The organism is Actinoallomurus liliacearum (assembly GCF_039542035.1).
Lineage (GTDB): Bacteria > Actinomycetota > Actinomycetes > Streptosporangiales > Streptosporangiaceae > Actinoallomurus > Actinoallomurus liliacearum.
Genome location: NZ_BAABHJ010000002.1, coordinates 539,781 through 556,776 on the forward strand (window position 1 = coordinate 539,781; position 16,996 = coordinate 556,776).

General features: G+C 71.8%; 16 protein-coding genes. 8 read left to right on the forward strand and 8 right to left on the reverse strand.

The annotated features are described in order from the left end of the window. Positions 1–27 precede the first annotated feature (27 nt). On the reverse strand, positions 28–1,692 hold the full coding sequence (locus tag ABD978_RS05105; protein WP_345349061.1) for a PucR family transcriptional regulator: 1,665 nt from the start codon (positions 1,690–1,692) through the stop codon (positions 28–30). 252 nt (positions 1,693–1,944) lie between these two features. Then, positions 1,945–2,580 (reverse strand): MBL fold metallo-hydrolase, encoded by a 636-nt coding sequence (locus ABD978_RS05110; protein WP_345349064.1) that lies wholly within the window; start codon positions 2,578–2,580, stop codon positions 1,945–1,947. Positions 2,581–2,644: 64 nt separating this feature from the next. Here ABD978_RS05110 and ABD978_RS05115 point away from each other — a divergent pair, with 64 nt between their 5' ends. Together ABD978_RS05115 and ABD978_RS05120 are read left to right on the forward strand one after the other, a co-directional pair. Then, positions 2,645–3,502, forward strand: coding sequence for an alpha/beta hydrolase family protein (locus ABD978_RS05115; protein ID WP_345349067.1), 858 nt, complete (start codon positions 2,645–2,647; stop codon positions 3,500–3,502). 96 nt (positions 3,503–3,598) lie between these two features. Further along, positions 3,599–5,020 carry a serine/threonine-protein kinase gene (locus tag ABD978_RS05120; protein WP_345349070.1) on the forward strand — a complete coding sequence of 474 codons (1,422 nt, stop codon included), beginning with the start codon at positions 3,599–3,601 and terminating at the stop codon, positions 5,018–5,020. Between the two features lie 29 nt (positions 5,021–5,049). Here the strand turns inward: ABD978_RS05120 and ABD978_RS05125 are convergent, their stop codons facing one another. Further along, a complete protein-coding gene (locus ABD978_RS05125) occupies positions 5,050–5,223 on the reverse strand; it encodes a hypothetical protein (RefSeq protein ID WP_345349073.1) in 174 nt (57 codons plus the stop codon). Between the two features lie 126 nt (positions 5,224–5,349). Between ABD978_RS05125 and ABD978_RS05130 the strand changes: the two genes are divergently transcribed. Then, entirely contained in the window at positions 5,350–5,739 is a 390-nt protein-coding gene (locus ABD978_RS05130; RefSeq protein WP_345349076.1) for a phage holin family protein, read from the forward strand. Between the two features lie 124 nt (positions 5,740–5,863). On the opposite strand, the gene ABD978_RS05135 is transcribed toward ABD978_RS05130, so the two are convergent. The 4 genes from ABD978_RS05135 to ABD978_RS05150 form a co-directional block, all read right to left on the reverse strand. Further along, positions 5,864–6,358: a beta-class carbonic anhydrase gene (locus ABD978_RS05135; RefSeq protein WP_345349079.1), complete on the reverse strand. Its 495-nt coding sequence runs from the start codon at positions 6,356–6,358 to the stop codon at positions 5,864–5,866. A gap of 240 nt (positions 6,359–6,598) precedes the next feature. After that, complete coding sequence (locus ABD978_RS05140) at positions 6,599–7,108, reverse strand: lytic polysaccharide monooxygenase auxiliary activity family 9 protein (protein WP_345349082.1); 510 nt, start codon at positions 7,106–7,108, stop codon at positions 6,599–6,601. A gap of 764 nt (positions 7,109–7,872) precedes the next feature. Next, positions 7,873–9,612 (reverse strand): serine/threonine-protein kinase, encoded by a 1,740-nt coding sequence (locus ABD978_RS05145; protein ID WP_345349085.1) that lies wholly within the window; start codon positions 9,610–9,612, stop codon positions 7,873–7,875. Between the two features lie 175 nt (positions 9,613–9,787). Then, entirely contained in the window at positions 9,788–10,150 is a 363-nt protein-coding gene (locus ABD978_RS05150; RefSeq protein ID WP_345349088.1) for a TraR/DksA family transcriptional regulator, read from the reverse strand. Here ABD978_RS05150 and ABD978_RS05155 point away from each other — a divergent pair. From ABD978_RS05155 to ABD978_RS05175, 5 genes are all read left to right on the forward strand, one after another. Further along, a complete protein-coding gene (locus ABD978_RS05155) occupies positions 10,120–11,244 on the forward strand; it encodes a LacI family DNA-binding transcriptional regulator (protein WP_425550671.1) in 1,125 nt (374 codons plus the stop codon). The two genes, ABD978_RS05150 and ABD978_RS05155, sit on opposite strands and share 31 nt — an antisense overlap. A 175-nt stretch (positions 11,245–11,419) precedes the next feature. Further along, a complete protein-coding gene (locus tag ABD978_RS05160) occupies positions 11,420–12,766 on the forward strand; it encodes an ABC transporter substrate-binding protein (RefSeq protein WP_345349094.1) in 1,347 nt (448 codons plus the stop codon). A 38-nt stretch (positions 12,767–12,804) separates the two neighbouring features. Beyond that, a complete protein-coding gene (locus ABD978_RS05165) occupies positions 12,805–13,749 on the forward strand; it encodes a carbohydrate ABC transporter permease (RefSeq protein ID WP_345349097.1) in 945 nt (314 codons plus the stop codon). A 16-nt stretch (positions 13,750–13,765) separates the two neighbouring features. Next, a complete protein-coding gene (locus tag ABD978_RS05170; RefSeq protein ID WP_345349100.1) occupies positions 13,766–14,725 on the forward strand; it encodes a carbohydrate ABC transporter permease in 960 nt (319 codons plus the stop codon). Between the two features lie 111 nt (positions 14,726–14,836). Next, positions 14,837–16,423, forward strand: coding sequence for a glycoside hydrolase family 13 protein (locus tag ABD978_RS05175; protein ID WP_345349103.1), 1,587 nt, complete (start codon positions 14,837–14,839; stop codon positions 16,421–16,423). A 63-nt stretch (positions 16,424–16,486) separates the two neighbouring features. Here the strand turns inward: ABD978_RS05175 and ABD978_RS05180 are convergent, their stop codons facing one another. After that, a complete protein-coding gene (locus ABD978_RS05180) occupies positions 16,487–16,909 on the reverse strand; it encodes a VOC family protein (RefSeq protein ID WP_345349572.1) in 423 nt (140 codons plus the stop codon). Positions 16,910–16,996 lie beyond the last annotated feature (87 nt).

Sequence of the window (16,996 nt, forward strand, 5' to 3'; positions counted from 1 at the left end):
GAATCCCGACCGGGACGGCCGTGGAGGTCATGGCCGTCCCGGCGGGGTGGGCCGGGGGCCGGTCTGGCCCTCGTGGGCGAGGAGCGCGACGTACAGGGAGGTGAGGCGTTCCCAGTCCTCCAGGTCGATGCCGAGCAGCGCCTCGATGCGCTGCAGCCGGCGGTACAGGGTCGGGCGGCTGACGTGCAGCGCCTGGGCGGCGAGGGACTTGTTGCGGCCCGTCTCCATGTACGTGCGGAGCACGCCGAGCAGCGAGGGGTTCTCCAGCAGCGGGCCGAGCTCGCGTTCGATGAACGCCTGCAGCTCCGGGTCGTCCCGCAGGAGCCGTACGAGTCCCCGCAGGCGGACGTCGCCCAGCCGGGCCACCGGCCCGTCGGGAGGCGCGGCCACCGCCGCGTCCGCGACGTGGACCGCCTCGACGAACGACCGGCGCACCTCGTCGAGCACCGAGCAGGCGAAGCCGGCGCCCAGCACGGCCCGCCGCCCGCGCAGGGCCAGCGCCTCCCGGACCCGCACCGCGACCCGGCATACGACGGCGTCGGAGTCCTCGCCGTACGGGATGCTCAGCAGCGCGGCCGTGCCCTCGGGCTCGATCCGGGCGACCAGCCCCGCCACCTCCGGCGTCTCCGCCACCGCCCGGTCGACGAGCTCCGGCGTGTCGTCCCGTTCGCCGTCGGTGCGGCCGTCGTCGAGGACGCGGACCACCACGGGCACGAAGGTCCGGCGGTTCACGGGCAGCCCGGCGGCGCGTACCCGGGTGAAGAGCTGCTCGGGCCGGGCGGCTCCGGAGGCCAGGTCCAGCAGCAGCGCCTCCGCGGCCTGTTCCTCCCATCCGTGGTCCCGGTCGCCCAGCAGGCGGTGCATCGCCAGCGCCTCGGCCGCCCGGGCGCCGAGGAGCAGCCCGGACTCCTCCGATCCGGCGTACCCGAAGAACACCAGCCGGCCCCACCGCCGGCCCCGCGCCTCCAGGTCCACGACGATCCACCCGTCGGGTTCGACCGTCACCGGGCCGCTCCCCGCCAGCTCGGCGACCTGCCGGGAGACGCGGTCCCAGTCGCGTAGCAGCTCGCTCAGCGACGCCCGGTCGCCGGCCGAGGCGAGGACCCGCTGGGCCAGGTTGACCAGCACGACCGGGCAGCCGCTGTAACAGGCGATCTCGTCGAGCAACTGCTGCAGTGTGGCCCCGGACAGGTTGAGGGCGGTGAGCGAGGACCGGATGTTGTCGGACAGGTTGAGCGCGGCGAACCTGCCGTACAGCAGCCGCGAGTGGACCTCCTCGGTCATCCGCACGAACGGCGCCGGCCGGTGCAGCACGATGAGCGGCACTCCGCATCGCTCCGCCGCCCGGCGCATGGGTTCGGGCGTGGTGCGGAACGCGCGGCCGAGACCGAGCACGACCGCGGCGACGTCCACGCGCCGCATCGACTCGATGTAGTCCGCCTGGGCCTGGTCGTTCCCGGCCAGCAGCAGGCCCGTGGTCAGCACCATCTCCCCACCGGCCAGCATGACGGCGACGTCCGTGGCCTCGGCGACGTGCAGCCAGCGCACCGGGCGGTCCAGGTGCGCGGCGCCGGCCACGACCTCCGGCCCCCAGGTCGTCACCAGGTCCAGGCCGAGGACGTCGCGGACCGTGAGCCGGGCGGCCGCGGTCCGCGGTTCGCGGGCGGCCGGTGTGGGTGTCTGTTCGCTCAAGCCGCCGACCTGCTCCTTCGCCAGTCCGGGTAGCGATGAGGGAGAGACTATGCCGGGTCCCGCGGGATGCCCACCCTCGTGGCGGCACAGGGGCGGCGCGCCGGATCGAGGCCGGTGAGAACCCACACGAAAACGCTGTCTCACGCTCGCGTAAGGAGCCGCGCGGCGCACAGTGACTCTTTGACGGGTGCGGCGTGACGAGAAGACAAGAACAGGAGCTTCGTCATGGACTGCGCTTTTCGTGCCGGCCGGTCACAGGTCGATGGTCTGCCCCGTTCTGAAGACCCTGAGGTCGGCGCCGGACCGCTCGGCCTCGAACTCGAACCAGGAGCCGACGACCTCCATGCCGAGTTCCGAGACGTAGGCGTCGTGGATCGAGTACGCCCGATCCGGGGCGACCTCCCGGAGGTAGGCGACCATCTCCGCCCCCTTGAGCCACGGCGCGTCGCACGGCGTCAGCAGGGTCGGCACGCGCCGCGCCGGAACGGTGAGCGAGTCGCCCGGGTGGAAGACCTCGCCGTCCACCAGGAAACCGCTGTTGGCGACCGGCGGGACGTCCGGGTGGCCCGCGGCGTGCAGATCCCCGTACACCTGGACGTCGAATCCGGCCACGGAGAACCGGTCCCCGTGCCCGACCTGCTGGATCTTGAGATCGGGGAACTGCTCGGCGACCGCCCGGTTGGCGAAGATCCGCAGCCCGGGGTGTTCCGCCTGCGCCCGGCGAATGCGGTCGGCGTCGAGGTGGTCGGGGTGCTCGTGCGTGATGAGAATCGCGTCGGCGCCGTCGAGCGCGTCGGCCTCCGGGGTGTACACGCCGGGGTCTATCACGATCGCCCGGTCGTCCTTCCGGAGGCGCACGCACGCGTGGCCCAGCTTCGTCAGCTTCACGGCGCCGATCCTTCCATGATCTTCCTGCTTGCCGACAGCACGGCGACCTCGGTAGAGGTGGGGGGTGAACGACATCCAGAGCGGTCGGCGCACGGGCGCGGCGGAGCCCGACGACGTGCTGACACGGCGCTCCTCATCGCCGGACGCGACAGTGGCCTACGGAGAGCTGCCGGACCAGGTCGCCGACGTGCGGTTCCCCCGAGACGGCGCGGGGACGGCCGCCCCGCTCGTCGTCATCGTGCACGGCGGCTTCTGGCGCACCCGGTACGACCGGGCGCACACCGGTCCGATGGCCGACGACCTGGCCGCCCGCGGCTTCGCCACCGCCTCGGTCGAGTACCGCCGCGTCGGGCAGGACGGCGGCGGCTGGCCGGGCACCTTCGACGACGTCGCCCGGGCCGTCGACGCCGTTCCCGCGCTCGCGGACCGGGTCGTTCCGGGCGGGATCGGGGACGTGGTGCTGCTCGGTCACTCGGCGGGCGGGCACCTCGCGCTGTGGGCCGCCTCCCGGACGCGCCTCCCCCTCTCCGCGCCCTGGCGGCTGCCGGCGCCGCCGCCGCTGCGCGGAGTGGTCGCGCTCGCCCCGGTGGCCGCGCTCGAACTCGCGTCGCGCCAGGGGCTCAGCGACGGCGCGGCCGACGCCCTGCTGGGCGGGACCGCCGGCGACCTGCCCGAGCGCACCGCGCTCGCCGACCCGCTGGCACTGCTCCCCTCCTCGGTGCCGTCCGTACTGGTGCACGGGACGGCGGACGAGAACGTGCCGGTCGAGCAGTCGCGCCGGTACGCCCGGGCGGCCCGGGCGGCCGGAGACGACTGCACGCTGACCGAGCTGACCGGCACCGGCCATTTCCCGGTGATCGATCCCCTCTCCCGCGCCTGGCCCGCCGTCCTCGGCGCGCTGAAGGCCCTGCTCGGACGCTGACCTCCGGCGCGACCGGCGTCACAGACGAACCGCACGTTCAAGGTCGTCACCGGTATGTTCCGGGCGCAGACGGGTAGGCGGTGTGCCATGCCTACCGTGGTGCCGAGAGTGGTCGGGGAACGTTATCGGTTGTGTGAGCTGCTGGCCGCCGGAGGCGTCGGAGAGGTCTGGCGGGCCGAGGACACCGAGCTCGACCGGACCGTCGCCGTCAAGCTCCTGCGGCCGGAGCACGCCGACAGCGAGGAGTACCGCGAGCGGCTCCGGCTCGAGGGCCGGCACCTGGCGGCCCTGTCCCATCCGCGCCTCGCGGAGGTCCACGACTACGGGGACGGCCGGGATGACGAACGGCCGTACCTCGTCATGGAGCTCATCGCCGGAGAGCCGCTGTCGGCCGTGCTCGCCCGGGAGCGCACGCTGCCACCCCGTCGCGTCGTCGACATCGTGGCACAGGCCGCCGACGGTCTGGCGTGCGTGCACGCGGCGGCGCTGGTGCATCGCGACATGAAACCGGCGAACCTGCTCGTCCGCCCGGACGGCAGCGTGAAGATCACCGATTTCGGCATCGCGCGTGGGCCGGAGACCCTCCGGCTCACCCGCACCGGTCAGGTGATCGGCACGCCGCTCTACCTGGCGCCCGAGCAGGCGGCCGGGTACGCCGTGACGCCCGCCGGCGACCTCTACAGCCTGGGCGTGATCGCGTGGGAGTGCCTGGCCGGGCGGCCGCCGTTCCAGGGCGACGACGTGCTGGCGGTCGCCATCGCGCACCGGGACCGCCCCGTCCCGCCACTCCCCGACAGCGTCCCCGAGCCCGTACGGTTCCTCGTGCGGGCGCTCACCGCCAAGGACCCGGCGGTACGCCCGGACGCCGTGACCGTGGCCGAGTGGGCCCGGCGGCTCCACGACGATCCGGCGGTGGCCGCCGCGCCGTCCGGGCCGGTCGTCGTGGCCGAGGAGGAGCGGCCGCCCATCGCGGCCACGTCCCCGGACGCGCCCGCCGCCCCGGCGCCGGCGAGCCGGCGGTCCCTCGTGCTCGGCGTCGGAGCGGTGGCCGTCGCGGCGCTCACCGGAGCGAGCGGGTGGGCGCTGCGCAGCCCGTCCGACGTACGGTCCGCGCGCGAGCAGGCCACCAGTGTGTCGGCGGCCCCGGCCCGCCGGACGGTCACCATCGATCCCACCGCCTACTACGGGCACCGCCTGACCTCCGTCGTCACGGCGCTGCGCCGGGAGGGCCTGCGCGTCGGCGTCCGGCACCAGGTCGTCCCTGGACGGACGGCCGACACCGTGGTCGGGCTCACGCCGTCCGGACAGGTTTCGGTCGGCACGACGGTGACGGTCTACGCGGCCCGTCCCTCCGCGTCTCCGTCTTCGGCGCCGCGCCGTACCACGCGCCCCGTGGCCCGTACCGCCGGATCGGCCGACCGGGCGGGAGCCGGCGAGCGGTCCGATAGCGGTAAGGCGCCCGGCAAGGCGAAGGGAAAGGGCAAAGGCAAGGGCGAGAAACACGGTGGCAGGCACTGACCGGCCCGCGCTCACCGCGAGTGGACGCGTCAGCGTACGGCGCGAGGCCTGCCGCGGCGGCGGCCGAGCAGGATCCCGCCGAGCACCATGTCGGCCAGGAAGACCACGATCCCGATGATCAACAGAAAGAAGAGGCCTTTCACCACCCATCCGGCGACGCCGAGGGCGATCGCCACGAGGATGATGGCCAGAAACAGCGACATGTCACGCCTCCTTCCGGAATCCCCTGCTCACGGCCATACCCGCCGAAAGACGTCCGTACGACCCAAACGCGTTATTCCGCCCCAGTGCCGGGTAGCGCTCGGGGAAAACACGTGAGGAGACGGCGAATGGCCGAGGACGAATCGGTGTCCGAGCTGCTGGAGGACGTTACGGCGCAGACGGTCCGCCTGGTCCGGGACGAGATGGCGGTCGTCCGTCAGGAGATGGTGGAGAACGCGGCGCGGGCCAGGAGCGGAATGGTGCTGCTCGGCGGCGCCGGCGCGCTGATGGCGTACGGAACCGGCGCGGTGGTGGCGGGTACGGTCGCGGGGCTGTCCCGAAGGCTTCCGACGTGGGCCGCCGCCCTGACGGTGGGCGGCGGATTGATCTCCGCCGGAGGCGCCCTGGCGGCGGTCGGCCGGCGTGAGCTGCGACAGGCATTGCCGCTGGTGTCCAAGGAGTCGACCACGAGGATCAAGGAGGACGCCCTGGACATCGTCGACCGCGCCCTCCCCTAAGGGCGTGTCGCACCGTCCCGCCCGGCGAAGCACATGCGCGAGACCGAGCGGCCGCCCGTCGAGGAGGAGTTGCGCTCCGACCCCGACGAGCGGCCTCGCCGGCGCCGCCCGCACGCGAGCGGCGTCAGCTCTTGACCTCCCGCAGCCGGCCGGTCTCGACCTCGTAGACGAACCCGCGGACCTGATCGGTGTACGGGACGAACGGGTCGGACCTGATCCGGCCGATGGACTGCCGGACGTCTTCGTCCAGGTCGCCGAACGCCTCGGCCGACCAGTCGGGTTTGACGCCGGTCTCCGCCTGGATCGTGGCCTTGAAGTCATCGTCGGTGAAGGTCAGCATGCCGCAGTCGGTGTGGTGAATGAGAATGATCTCGCGCGTGCCCAGCAGCCGCTGGCTGATCGCGAGGCTGCGCCGCTCGTCCGCGGTGATCACGCCTCCGGCGTTGCGGATGACGTGCGCGTCTCCTTCGGACAGGCCCAGGAGCCCGTACGGGTTCAGCCGCGCGTCCATGCACGCGACCACGGCGACGCCCTTGGCGGGCGGCAGGGGCAGTCCCCCCTTGTCGAACGTCGCGGCGTAGCGCTCGGCGTTGGCGAGTAGTTCGTCCGTCACGCTCATGGCGTCTCCTGTCCCGTGCAGTGGCGGAACGACGCGGGAGGCCTCCGGTCGCGCCGCCCCGCGTCAGGGCATGTACGAACAGTGACGGAATGTTGCCCACTTAGTCAACCGGATAGGTGGGGAAATCTCCTGTCGACGCCAGGCGGACGATGACGATCGCCGGACCTCGGGCACCCGGCGCCGGGAGCGGGGCCGCCGGATCGGCGTTCGGCCCCGTTCCCGGGCCGGGCGGGCGCGCCCTCAGCTCACCTGCAGGTCCACGCAGGAGTAGAAGGCGTTCGCGGTGTCGGCGATGTTCCAGATGGCCAGCACCTTCACGCGGCCGGAGACGTTGCCGAGGTTGATGGTGTGCGACACGGTGGCGGGCGGCTGCGCGTTGTTGCCGCTGACCGTACCGACGAGCGTGTTGCCGATGTAGTACTCCCAGTCGGTCGTACGGTGGCGGGCGGTGAACGTCCAGTTGAAGGTGACCGTCCGGCCGACGCTGGTGGCGCGCCAGCCCTTGCTGTCGTCGTCGAGGTCCGCGAACCGGGCGTTTCCGCCGCTGCAGCTGCGCAGGCCCTTGGGCCCCTCGACGCTCTGCGGCTCGTACTTGATGTCGCCGCACTGGACGATGCCCTGGGCGCACTGGGCCTGACGGCTGGGCGGGGAGTTGATGTACCCGTGGGCGCTCGCGGCGGTGGCGAGCCCCACGATGAGCGCGGGGGTCAGAGCGACGCCGGCGGCAGCGGCGATGAGCCTTCCGTTCATCTCGTTCGCGGCGCGGAAACTCCGGCCTTGAGGCCGGAGAGGAAGCGCCGCTCCCTCCATTCTGCTACGGTGCGTGAGTTCGCGATAACCAAGCGGATTCGCGGCCGGGCGGGCCGCGACAGCGCGGGAAGCCCTCCAGCCGTTGGGCGGGGCCGTGAACCGCGAACCACTCGCTTCTCCTTCGCGAGAGGCCGAAATCTCCCGCCTTCAGGCAGGAGAGGACGTCAAGTGAGCTCCTCATGGTCAACGACGACGGCCGCCTGGGCGCGGCCGTCGCGGGGACGTTCCTGGGCTCGGAGCGGGCGGGGCGGGGCGCGAGCCGACATGACGGTCTCCAGAGTCGCCGACTATTAGGAAACTTTCCTGTTTTGCCGCAGTCTGACTCCGCGATGACCGCCTGTCAATACCAAAGGAGGGGCGGATACGCCCGGCGTCAGTGTCGGCCGGAGCAGGGCGTCAACCGCGGGTGTACGGCGGAATGTCACCGGCGGATGGATGAATCCGGGGTTCGGGCCACGTAGTTTTTCAAGCGAACGACGAAGACGACCACGACGGCCCGCGCGGACCCCGCTGGATTGGGGGGTTCACCGGGGAGACACCGCGAGGGCCGATTTCCCAGAAGCCTGGAGTCGCATCCGGGCCGATGATGGTGAACGTCCGCGAGCGTGCCTTTTGGGGGAAGGGGCAGGCCCGCGGACGTTCGCATTTCCGGCAAGGGGCGGTCGGCCGGACGGGAACGGCGCCGGGAGACGACGCGGACCGCCTCAGGACGCCGGACGGAAGCTTCCGGCGAACACGTCGAAGTACCGGCGGCTGCGGGACCACTGGGAGGCCGGCGTCGACCAGTACAGCGCGTACGCCCGATGCCCGTTCACCAGGATGTTCCGGTTCAGAACGTGGGTCCTCTCGCCGCCCGAGGAATGCAGGAACTCCAGGTCGGCGGCCTTCTTGAAGTAGCCGGGCACGGATTCCAGCTTGATCCGGGTGTACCCGCCGTCGCTACCGCGACGGTAGGCGTCCTGCTGCCGCCAGTCGGCGAGCGGATCGCTCTTCGGGTGCGTCGTCTGGTCGATCAGCAGGTACCGGGACGAGCCGGGATCGCGCACGTAGACGTATCCGCCGCCGTGGCTGACCTTCCAGCCGCGCGGCACGCCGATGGAGAAGCCGGAGTCGTCCTCGTACCGGCGGAAGTCGGCGGGCAGCGCGATGCCGCCCGGGGACGTGGTGCCGCCGGAGGACGGGGCAGGGCTCGCCGTTTCTCGCCGCCCCGGTGGGCTCGCCGAGGCGCTGGACCGGGCCGACGGAGTCGTGGACGGCGGGGTGCTCCGGCCCGCGTTCCCGCTCGCGCCGGACAGGCCCGCGCGGTGCTGGTCCTGGTCCAAGACGACGGCGAGGATCCCCGCCGCCCCGAGCAGGAGGACGATCGAGACGGCGGCGACGGCCCGTCCCCGCCGGTGCGCGGGACGCGTCCGCGCGGGCCGGTCCTCGCCGGGTGGCGCCGCGCCGAGCGTCCCGCCCTCGGACCGCTCCCGTACGGGAGCCGGATCGCGGGGGCCCGGCCGCTCCCCCGACGGCCCGGTGTCGGCGGGGCGGCCGACCGGCATCTTGTACGGGACCGCCGGCGGTTCCGCCGCGCGGGCGGCGGTGTCCGGGTGCGCTCGGGTTGCGGCGCTCGTCTCCCCCTGGGCCGCCACCTCGGTGAGCGCCTGGGCGAGGGCGACGGCGTCGACGCGGTCGGCCGGGTCCTTGCGGAGCAGGCTCTCGATCACGGGCCACAGCGGCCCGGCGAGCGTGGGCGGGTTCGGCGGATCGGTGATGATGGCGGTGAGGGTGGCCATCACGTTGTCGCGGTGGAACGGCGTCTCGCCCTCCACGGCGGTGTAGAGCGTGGCGCCGAGCGACCACAGGTCGGAGGCGGGGGTGAGCGGCCTGCCCCGCGCCTGCTCCGGCGACAGGTAGGCCGGCGAGCCGATCAGCACGCCGGACCGGGTCAGCGTCGGCTCCCCCTCGGCGACCGCGATCCCGAAGTCGCCGAGCACCGTGCGGCGGTCCGGGGCGATCAGGATGTTGGCCGGTTTGACGTCCCGATGCAGAACGCCCGCGGCGTGCGCGGCCGACAGCGCCGCCAGCACCTCCAGCCCGATCCGGGCCGCCTCCGCGGGGGCGACGGGGCCCTCCTCGTCGAGGATCTCGCTCAGCGAACGGGCCGACGGGATCAGTTCCATGACGATCCACGGCCGCTCCTCGGCCTCGACGACGTCGAAGATCCGAACGACTCCCGGATGGCTGAGCCGGGCCGCGGTGCGCGCCTCCCGCATCATGCGGCCACGCATGACCTCCTTGTCATGGGTGCTCAGGTTGGGCGGGAAGACCAGCTCCTTGACGGCGACGTCCCGGCCGAGCAATTCGTCGCGGGCCCGCCACACCGCACCCATGCCGCCGCTTCCCAGGGATTCGGCGACCCGATATCTCTCGCCGAGAAGAGTGCCGCTCGCGGAGGACATGCCGCCGGAGATACCCGCACAAAAATCGAGTAATCCCCCGGCAAAGGCGGCGTCGCGTGAACGCCATCCGGCCGCGGCGCCGCTTGAGCGACGGAACGCCGTACTCGTGGATGGAAGGGCCGGCGCCGTCCTCATACCCACTGTGCGGCGCGGCGGCCGGGTCCAGGTGCGCGGGTCAGCGGGCGGCGCAGGCGATACAGGTGCGCGCGGCGGGACGCGCGACCAGGCGCTCGGGGGCGATCGGGCCGCCGCAGTTCTCACAGGTGCCGTAGGTCCCGTCACGGAGGCGTTCGACCGCCTGGTCGAGATCGGTGAGGCGACGGCGCGCCTGGTCCAGCAGGGACTCGACCTGGGCCCGTTCGAAGGCGATCGTCGCGCCCTCCGGGTCGTGCTCGTCGTCGACGGCCCCCATCTGGGTGGACGACTCGACGATCCCCTCCCAGTCGCGGGTCAGGGCCTCGATCTGCTCGAGCGTGCTCACCCGCTCGGCGCGCAGCGCCTCGGCGGGTGAGGACGCGTCCGGAAACGACTCGGTCATCACTCACCACAACCTCGCGGCGTTCATCCGGATTCCCGGCCCCCTTACTTACTGCAAGGCGTGCAAGTGATTTGCGGTCCTTGCGGTATTCTTGCGGCATGTCACGACGACTTGCTGACGTCGCCCGGAAGGCCGGAGTGAGCGAGGCCACCGTCAGCCGGGTGCTCAACGGCAAACCCGGAGTCTCCGCCGCCACCCGCGACAACGTGCTGACCGCGCTGGACGTGCTCGGGTACGAGCGGCCGACCCAGTTGCGGGGCGACCGGGCGCGCCTGGTGGGCCTGGTGCTGCCGGAGTTGCAGAACCCGATCTTCCCCGCGCTGGCCGAGGTGGTCAGCGGAGCCCTGGTGCAGCTCGGTTTCACGCCGGTCCTGTGCAACCGTACGGCGGGCGGCCTGTCGGAGCCCGAGTACGTCAACCTCCTGCTCGACCAGCAGGCGTCCGGGGTGATCTTCGCGGGCGGGATGTGCGCGGAGGCGGACGCCTCGCACGACCACTACCGGCTGCTCCGCAAGCGCGGCATGCCCGTCGTGCTCGTCAACGCGGCGGTCGCCGACCTCGGCTTCCCCGCCGTGGCGACCGACGACGCCGTCGCGGTCGAGCAGGCGTACGGGCATCTGCGCTCGCTCGGGCACGAGCGGATCGGTTTGGTCGTCGGGCCGGCGGACCACATGCCGTCCCGCCGGAAGGTCGCGACCTTCGAGCGGCTCGCCGGCGCGGCCGCCGACGGCGAGTTCGTCGAGCGCACGCTGTTCTCCCTGGAAGGCGGGCAGGCGGCGACGTCGCGCCTGCTGCGCCGCGGGGTCACGGGCGTGATCTGCGGCAGCGACCCGCTCGCGCTGGGCGCGGTCAAGGCGGTCCGACGGCAGGGCAAGCGCGTGCCCGAGGACGTCTCGGTGGTCGGCTTCGACGACTCGGCGTTCATGAGCTGCGCCGACCCGCCGCTGACCACCGTGCGGCAGCCCATCGACGCGATGGGGCGGGCGGTGGTGACCCTCCTCGCCGCCCAGATCGACGGCTCCCAGGCGGCCGACGACGAGCTGCTGTTCGAGCCGGAGCTCGTCGTCCGCGGCTCCACCGGCCCGGCCCGGTGACGCGTTAGGGAGAGCCCGCGCCGCCACAGGATGGCCACTTCCTGTCGATTTTTTTCGATCCTCAGTACATCTATTGCAGTGGCCTGTTGGTCTCTATATCGTGCTCGCACCGGATCCTGCAGCCCGGTCCTCGGTCCGCGGCCTCCCCCGAGGCCAGTCCAGGAGGGAGTCGACGATGAGACCCCGAAGGTTCGTGATCCTGCTGGCGGCAGGGCTCGCCCTGACCGGAACGGCGTGCGGGGGCGGTGACAAATCAAAGGACGCCGCGGGCGGCAAGGTGACCATCACGGTCGGCTGCATGCCCGCGAAGAGCCAGCCGATCGAGCGCCGGGAGTGGACGGAGGACGTCGCCGCCTTCGAGAAACTGCACCCGGACATCACCGTGGTCGGCAAGGACGCCTTCCCCTGCGCCGACCCGAAGACGTTCACGGCCAAGCTCGCGGGCGGCCAGATGGAGGACGTCTTCTACGCCTACTTCACCGACATCCAGAGCGTCATCAAGTCGGGGCAGGCCGCCGACATCAGCAAGTACCTCGGCGGCGTCAAGCAGTTCCCCGACATCCAGCCGTCCGTCAAGAAGGTCTTCACCGGCCCCGACGGCAAGGTCTACGGCCTGCCCCGGCAGAACTACTCGATGGGCCTGCTGTACAACCGCAACCTGTTCAAGCAGGCCGGGCTCGACCCCGACCGGCCGCCCGCGACGTGGGCGGAGCTGCGCGCGGACGCGAAGAAGATCGCGGGCCTGGGCAAGGGCGTCGTCGGCTACGCCGACTACAGCGCCGGTAACCAGGGCGGCTGGCACTTCACCACGGAGCTGTACGGCCAGGGCGGCGACGTCGTCACGCCCGACGGTAAGAAGGCCGCGTTCAACAGCCCGCAGGGCCGCGCCGTGCTGCAGAACCTCCAGCAGATGCGCTGGACGGACGACAGCATGGGCTCCAAGCAACTGCTGCAGCTCGCCGACGTGCAGCAGATGATGGCGGCCGGCCGGCTCGGCATGTACCTGTCGGCCCCGGACAACATCACCGCGCTGGTCGACCAGTTCCAGGGCAAGTACAAGGACTACGGCCTGGCGCCGATCCCCGAGGCGAAGGGCACCCTCCTCGGCGGCGACGGCTACCTGTTCAACGTGAAGGCGTCCCCGGCCAAGATCAGGGCCGGTCTCCTCTGGCTGGAGTACTACGTCCTAACGCCGGGTCAGGGCCAGCTGAACTACCAGCGGGCCGCGAAGTACGGACGCGCCGTCGGTCTCCCGCAGCCGAACTTCTACACCGGCCAGACCGCGACCACCGACCGCTCGCTGCGCACCGGCGCCGCCAACGTCCCGGTCGCGAACTACAAGCCGTACGAGGACGCGGTCGACCGCATCCCGGGCCGGCTCGAGCCCGCGAACGCCCAGCAGATCTACGCCGTCCTCGACTCGGTGATGTCCGGGGTGCTGACCGACCGCAACATCAACATCGACCAGCTCCTCGCGACCGCACAGAAGAAGGTCGACGGCATCCTCGCCCGATCCAACTGAGCGGGCCACGGCCGGGTGACGACGCGAGGGAGAGACCGGTGACCACGACGATCCTGAGGAAGGCCGCCCCACGGCGTTCCTCGTCCCACCCGGCCGGGCCGCGCCGATCCGCGTCCCGGCGGTCCGTCCGGCGCGGCCTGTCCGCGTACGGATTCCTCTGCGGGGCGCTGATCTGCTTCGCGGTGTTCTCCTGGTACCCGATCGTGCGGGAGGCGCTGCTCGGGTTCCAGAAGACGAACTTCGTCGGGCGGTCCGAGTGGGTCGGCCTCGACAACTTCCGCCGGGTGGCCGACGACCCGGCGTTCGGCAGTGCCTGGCTGAACACCCTGGAGTTCACCGGGCTGGCGCTGCTCTGCGGCTACGTCCTGCCGTTTCTCACCGCGATCGTGCTGAACGAACTGCGCCACGCGCGCGCCTACCTCAGGTTCGTGGTGTACCTGCCGGTCATGCTCCCGCCGGCGGTCGCGGTGCTGCTCTTCAAGTGGTTCTACGACCCCGGCCCCGGCCTGTTCAACCAGGTGCTGCACCTGGCCCATCTCCCGGGCCTCAACTGGCTGGACTCCACGAGCACCGCGCTGCTGTCCCTGGTCATCGTCTCCACGTGGATGAACATGGGCAGCGGCACGCTCATCTACCTCGCCGCCCTGCAGAGCGTGCAGAGCGAGCTGTACGAGGCGGCGGAGCTGGACGGTGCGGGACTGTTCCGCAGGATCTGGCACGTCACGATCCCGCAGACCCGGCTGATCCTGCTCGTCATGCTCCTGCTCCAGGTGATCGCCACCATGCAGGTGTTCGTCGAGCCGTACCTGCTCACCGGCGGCGGACCGCAGGACGCCACGGTCAGCGTCGTCTACCTGATGTACCTGTACGCGTTCCGCTTCAACAGCTACGGCGGGGGCAGCGCCCTCGGGCTGATGCTGATGCTCGTCCTGATGGTGTTCTCCGCGGTGTACCTGCGCGTCACCCGGGACGGCGGGCGATGAGACGAGGAGGCCGGAGTTGACCGAGCCCGCGATCAGGGCGGCCGCCACGGCCGTCCCTCGCCCGCGGCGACGCCGCCGGAGGCGCGCGGCGGACCACGTGTCCGCCCCACGGACCCTGATCTCGGCCCGCGCGCTGAACACGCCGCGCGGCCGGGTGATCTATTGGACCGTTCTCATCGCCGTGATCGTGCTGTTCACCGCGGTGTTCCTGTTCCCGCTGTACTGGATGGCGACCGGGGCGATGAAGTCCTCCGGCGAGCTGGCCCGGACTCCCCCGACGCTGTTCCCACGGCACCCGCACCCCGGCGTGTACCGGGACGCGTGGCGGCGGCTCTACCTGGGCAGGTTCCTCCTGAACACGCTCGAGTACGCGGCGGGGGCCTGGCTGCTGCGGCTGGCGGTGTGCGTCCCGGCGGCGTACGCGCTGTCCAAGCTGCGGCCCCTGCTCGGCAGAGCGGTCCTCGGACTGATGCTGGCCACGCTGATGATCCCGTCCACCGTCCTCCTGGTCCCGCTCTACCTCACCGTGCGGGACGTGCCGCTCCTGCACGTCAACCTGCTGAACACGCCCTTCGCGATCTGGTTCCCGGCCGCGGCCAACGCGTTCTGCATCTTCCTGCTCAAGCGGTTCTTCGACTCCATCCCCGGCGAGCTGCTGGAGGCCGCGGCGATCGACGGCGCGTCGTCCTCGCGCATCCTCTGGTCGATCGTCCTGCCGATCTCGCGGCCGATCATCGCGGTGGTGTCGATCTTCGCGGTGGTGGACGTCTGGAAGGACTTCGTGTGGCCGCTGCTCGTGCTGCCCGACAGCAACAAGATGACGGTGAGCGTGGCGATCTCCTCACTGTCGGAGCAGACGCCGCAGAACATCCTCATCGCCGCCCTCGTGATCGCCAGTGTCCCGGCCGTGGCGGTCTTCCTGGTGTTCCAGCGCCACATCATGGCCGGTCTGACCGCCGGCGGGCTGAAGGGGTGAGACGCGCGGGCCCAGTTCCACGGCCGGGCCGGCCACCGCACGGCCCGCGGCGAGAGCCACGCCTCCCCGTACCCGCGCCGACCACGAACGTCTGAGGAGAAGATGACCGGCATGGCCGAACAAGTTCCCCCTGGCACGGCTCCGGGCTCCACCGGCTGGTGGCGGGGAGCCGCGATCTACCAGGTCTACCTGCGCAGTTTCGCGGACGGCAACGGGGACGGCATCGGTGACCTGGCGGGCCTGCGGGGGCGGCTCCGCCACCTCTCCGACCTGGGCGTCGACGCCCTGTGGCTGAACCCGTGGTACCCATCGCCGATGGTCGACGGCGGCTACGACGTCGCCGACTACCGGGACATCGACCCGGCCTTCGGCACGCTCGCCGAGGCGGAGAAGCTCATCGAGGAGGCGCACGGGCTGGGGATCCGGGTCATCGTCGACATCGTCCCGAACCACTGCTCCGACCGGCACGCCTGGTTCCAGGAGGCGCTGCGGTCCGGGCCGGGTTCCGCGGCGCGGGCGCGGTTCTGGTTCCGGCCCGGGCGCGGCGACGCGCCGCCGAACGACTGGAACTCCATCTTCGGCGGTCCGGCGTGGACCCGGGTGCCGGACGGCGAGTGGTACCTCCACCTGTTCGCGCCCGAGCAGCCGGACTTCAACTGGACCGACCCCGAGGTGCGCGCGGAGTTCCTCGACGTCCTGCGGTTCTGGTTCGACCGGGGCGTGGACGGGATCCGCATCGACTCCGCCGCCGTGCTGGTCAAGGACCCCGACGCGGAGCCGGACGGACTCGACCCGTACACCGACCGGGACGGCGTGCACGACATCTACCGCGCCTGGCGCCGGACGTCCGACGGGTACGGCGACCGCGCGTTGATCGGCGAGCTGTGGCTGCCCGACCAGAACCGCTTCGCGGCGTACCTGGCCCCCGACGAGCTGCACACGGCCTTCAACTTCGACTTCCTGGGCTGCCCGTGGGACGCCGCGGCCCTGCGCCGGGTGATCGACACGACGCTGGAGACGCACACGCCGCTCGGCGCCCCGCCGACCTGGGTGCTGTCCAACCACGACGTGACCCGGCCGGTCACGCGATTCGGCCGGGAGGACACGTCCTTCGACCTGAACGACCGGCGGCACGGCGCGCCGACGGACCTGCGCCTGGGACTCCGCCGCGCCCGGGCCGCCGCGCTGCTCGCGATGGCGCTCCCCGGCAGCGTCTACGTCTACCAGGGCGAGGAGCTCGGTCTCTGGGAGGTCGAGGACCTGCCCGAGGACCGGCTGCAGGACCCCATCTGGTTCCGCTCTGGCCGTACCGACCGCGGCCGGGACGGCTGCCGCGTGCCGATCCCGTGGTCCGGTGACGCGCCCGGCTTCGGCTTCGGCGGCGACCCGTGGCTGCCGCAGCCCCCGGCCTGGCGCGACCTGACGGTGGAGGCCCAGTCGGCCGACGCGTCCTCGACGCTCGGCCTCTACCGGAGGGGACTGCGGTTGCGTCGTGAGCTGCTCGGTTTCGGCTCGATGACCTGGCGGGCGATGGGCGAGGACGTCCTGGCCTTCGACCGGGAGAGCGGGATCACTTGCGTCGTCAACCTCGGGGCCCGTCCCGTACGTCTGCCGGAGGGCCGGGAGCCGCTGCTGGCCAGCGACCCCCTGAACCAGCAGGGCGAGCTGCCCCCGGACACCGCCGTCTGGCTGCGCTGATCCGGCGCGGCGGGGGTCTCCCCCGCCGCGCGTGGTTCCGGCGCTGGACCGTTCACCGGCCGGTCACTTGATCTGTTCCGCCAGCTCGATGATGATCCCCTCGGGGCCACGGACGTAGCAGAGCCGGTAGCTGTCCTCGTACCGTGCCAGCTCGCCGACGAGTTCGGCGCCGTGCGCCCGCAAGCGGTCGAGGACATCGTCGATGCCCTCCACCGCGAAGGCGACATGACGGATGCCCAGCGCGTTGGCGGGAGCGCGCGGGTCCCCGCCGGGGCCCGACGGCGTGTGGTACTTGGCCAGCTCGAGCCGCCCGTGGCCGTCCGGGGTCCGCATCATCGCGATGTCCGAACGGACTCCCTCCAGCCCGTTGACACGGTCTACCACGCGGCCCTCCACCGTCGCCTCGCCCTCCAGTTCCAGTCCGAGCTCGACGAAGAAGGCCGTGGCGGCCGCGAGGTCGTCGACGACGACGCTGACATGGTCCATCCGCTGGATCGTCGCCCGCCCGGGGTAGGGACCCCGCCGGTTGGTCTCGTCCATGACGATCTCCTCTCAGATTCGGCTGCGCGTGTT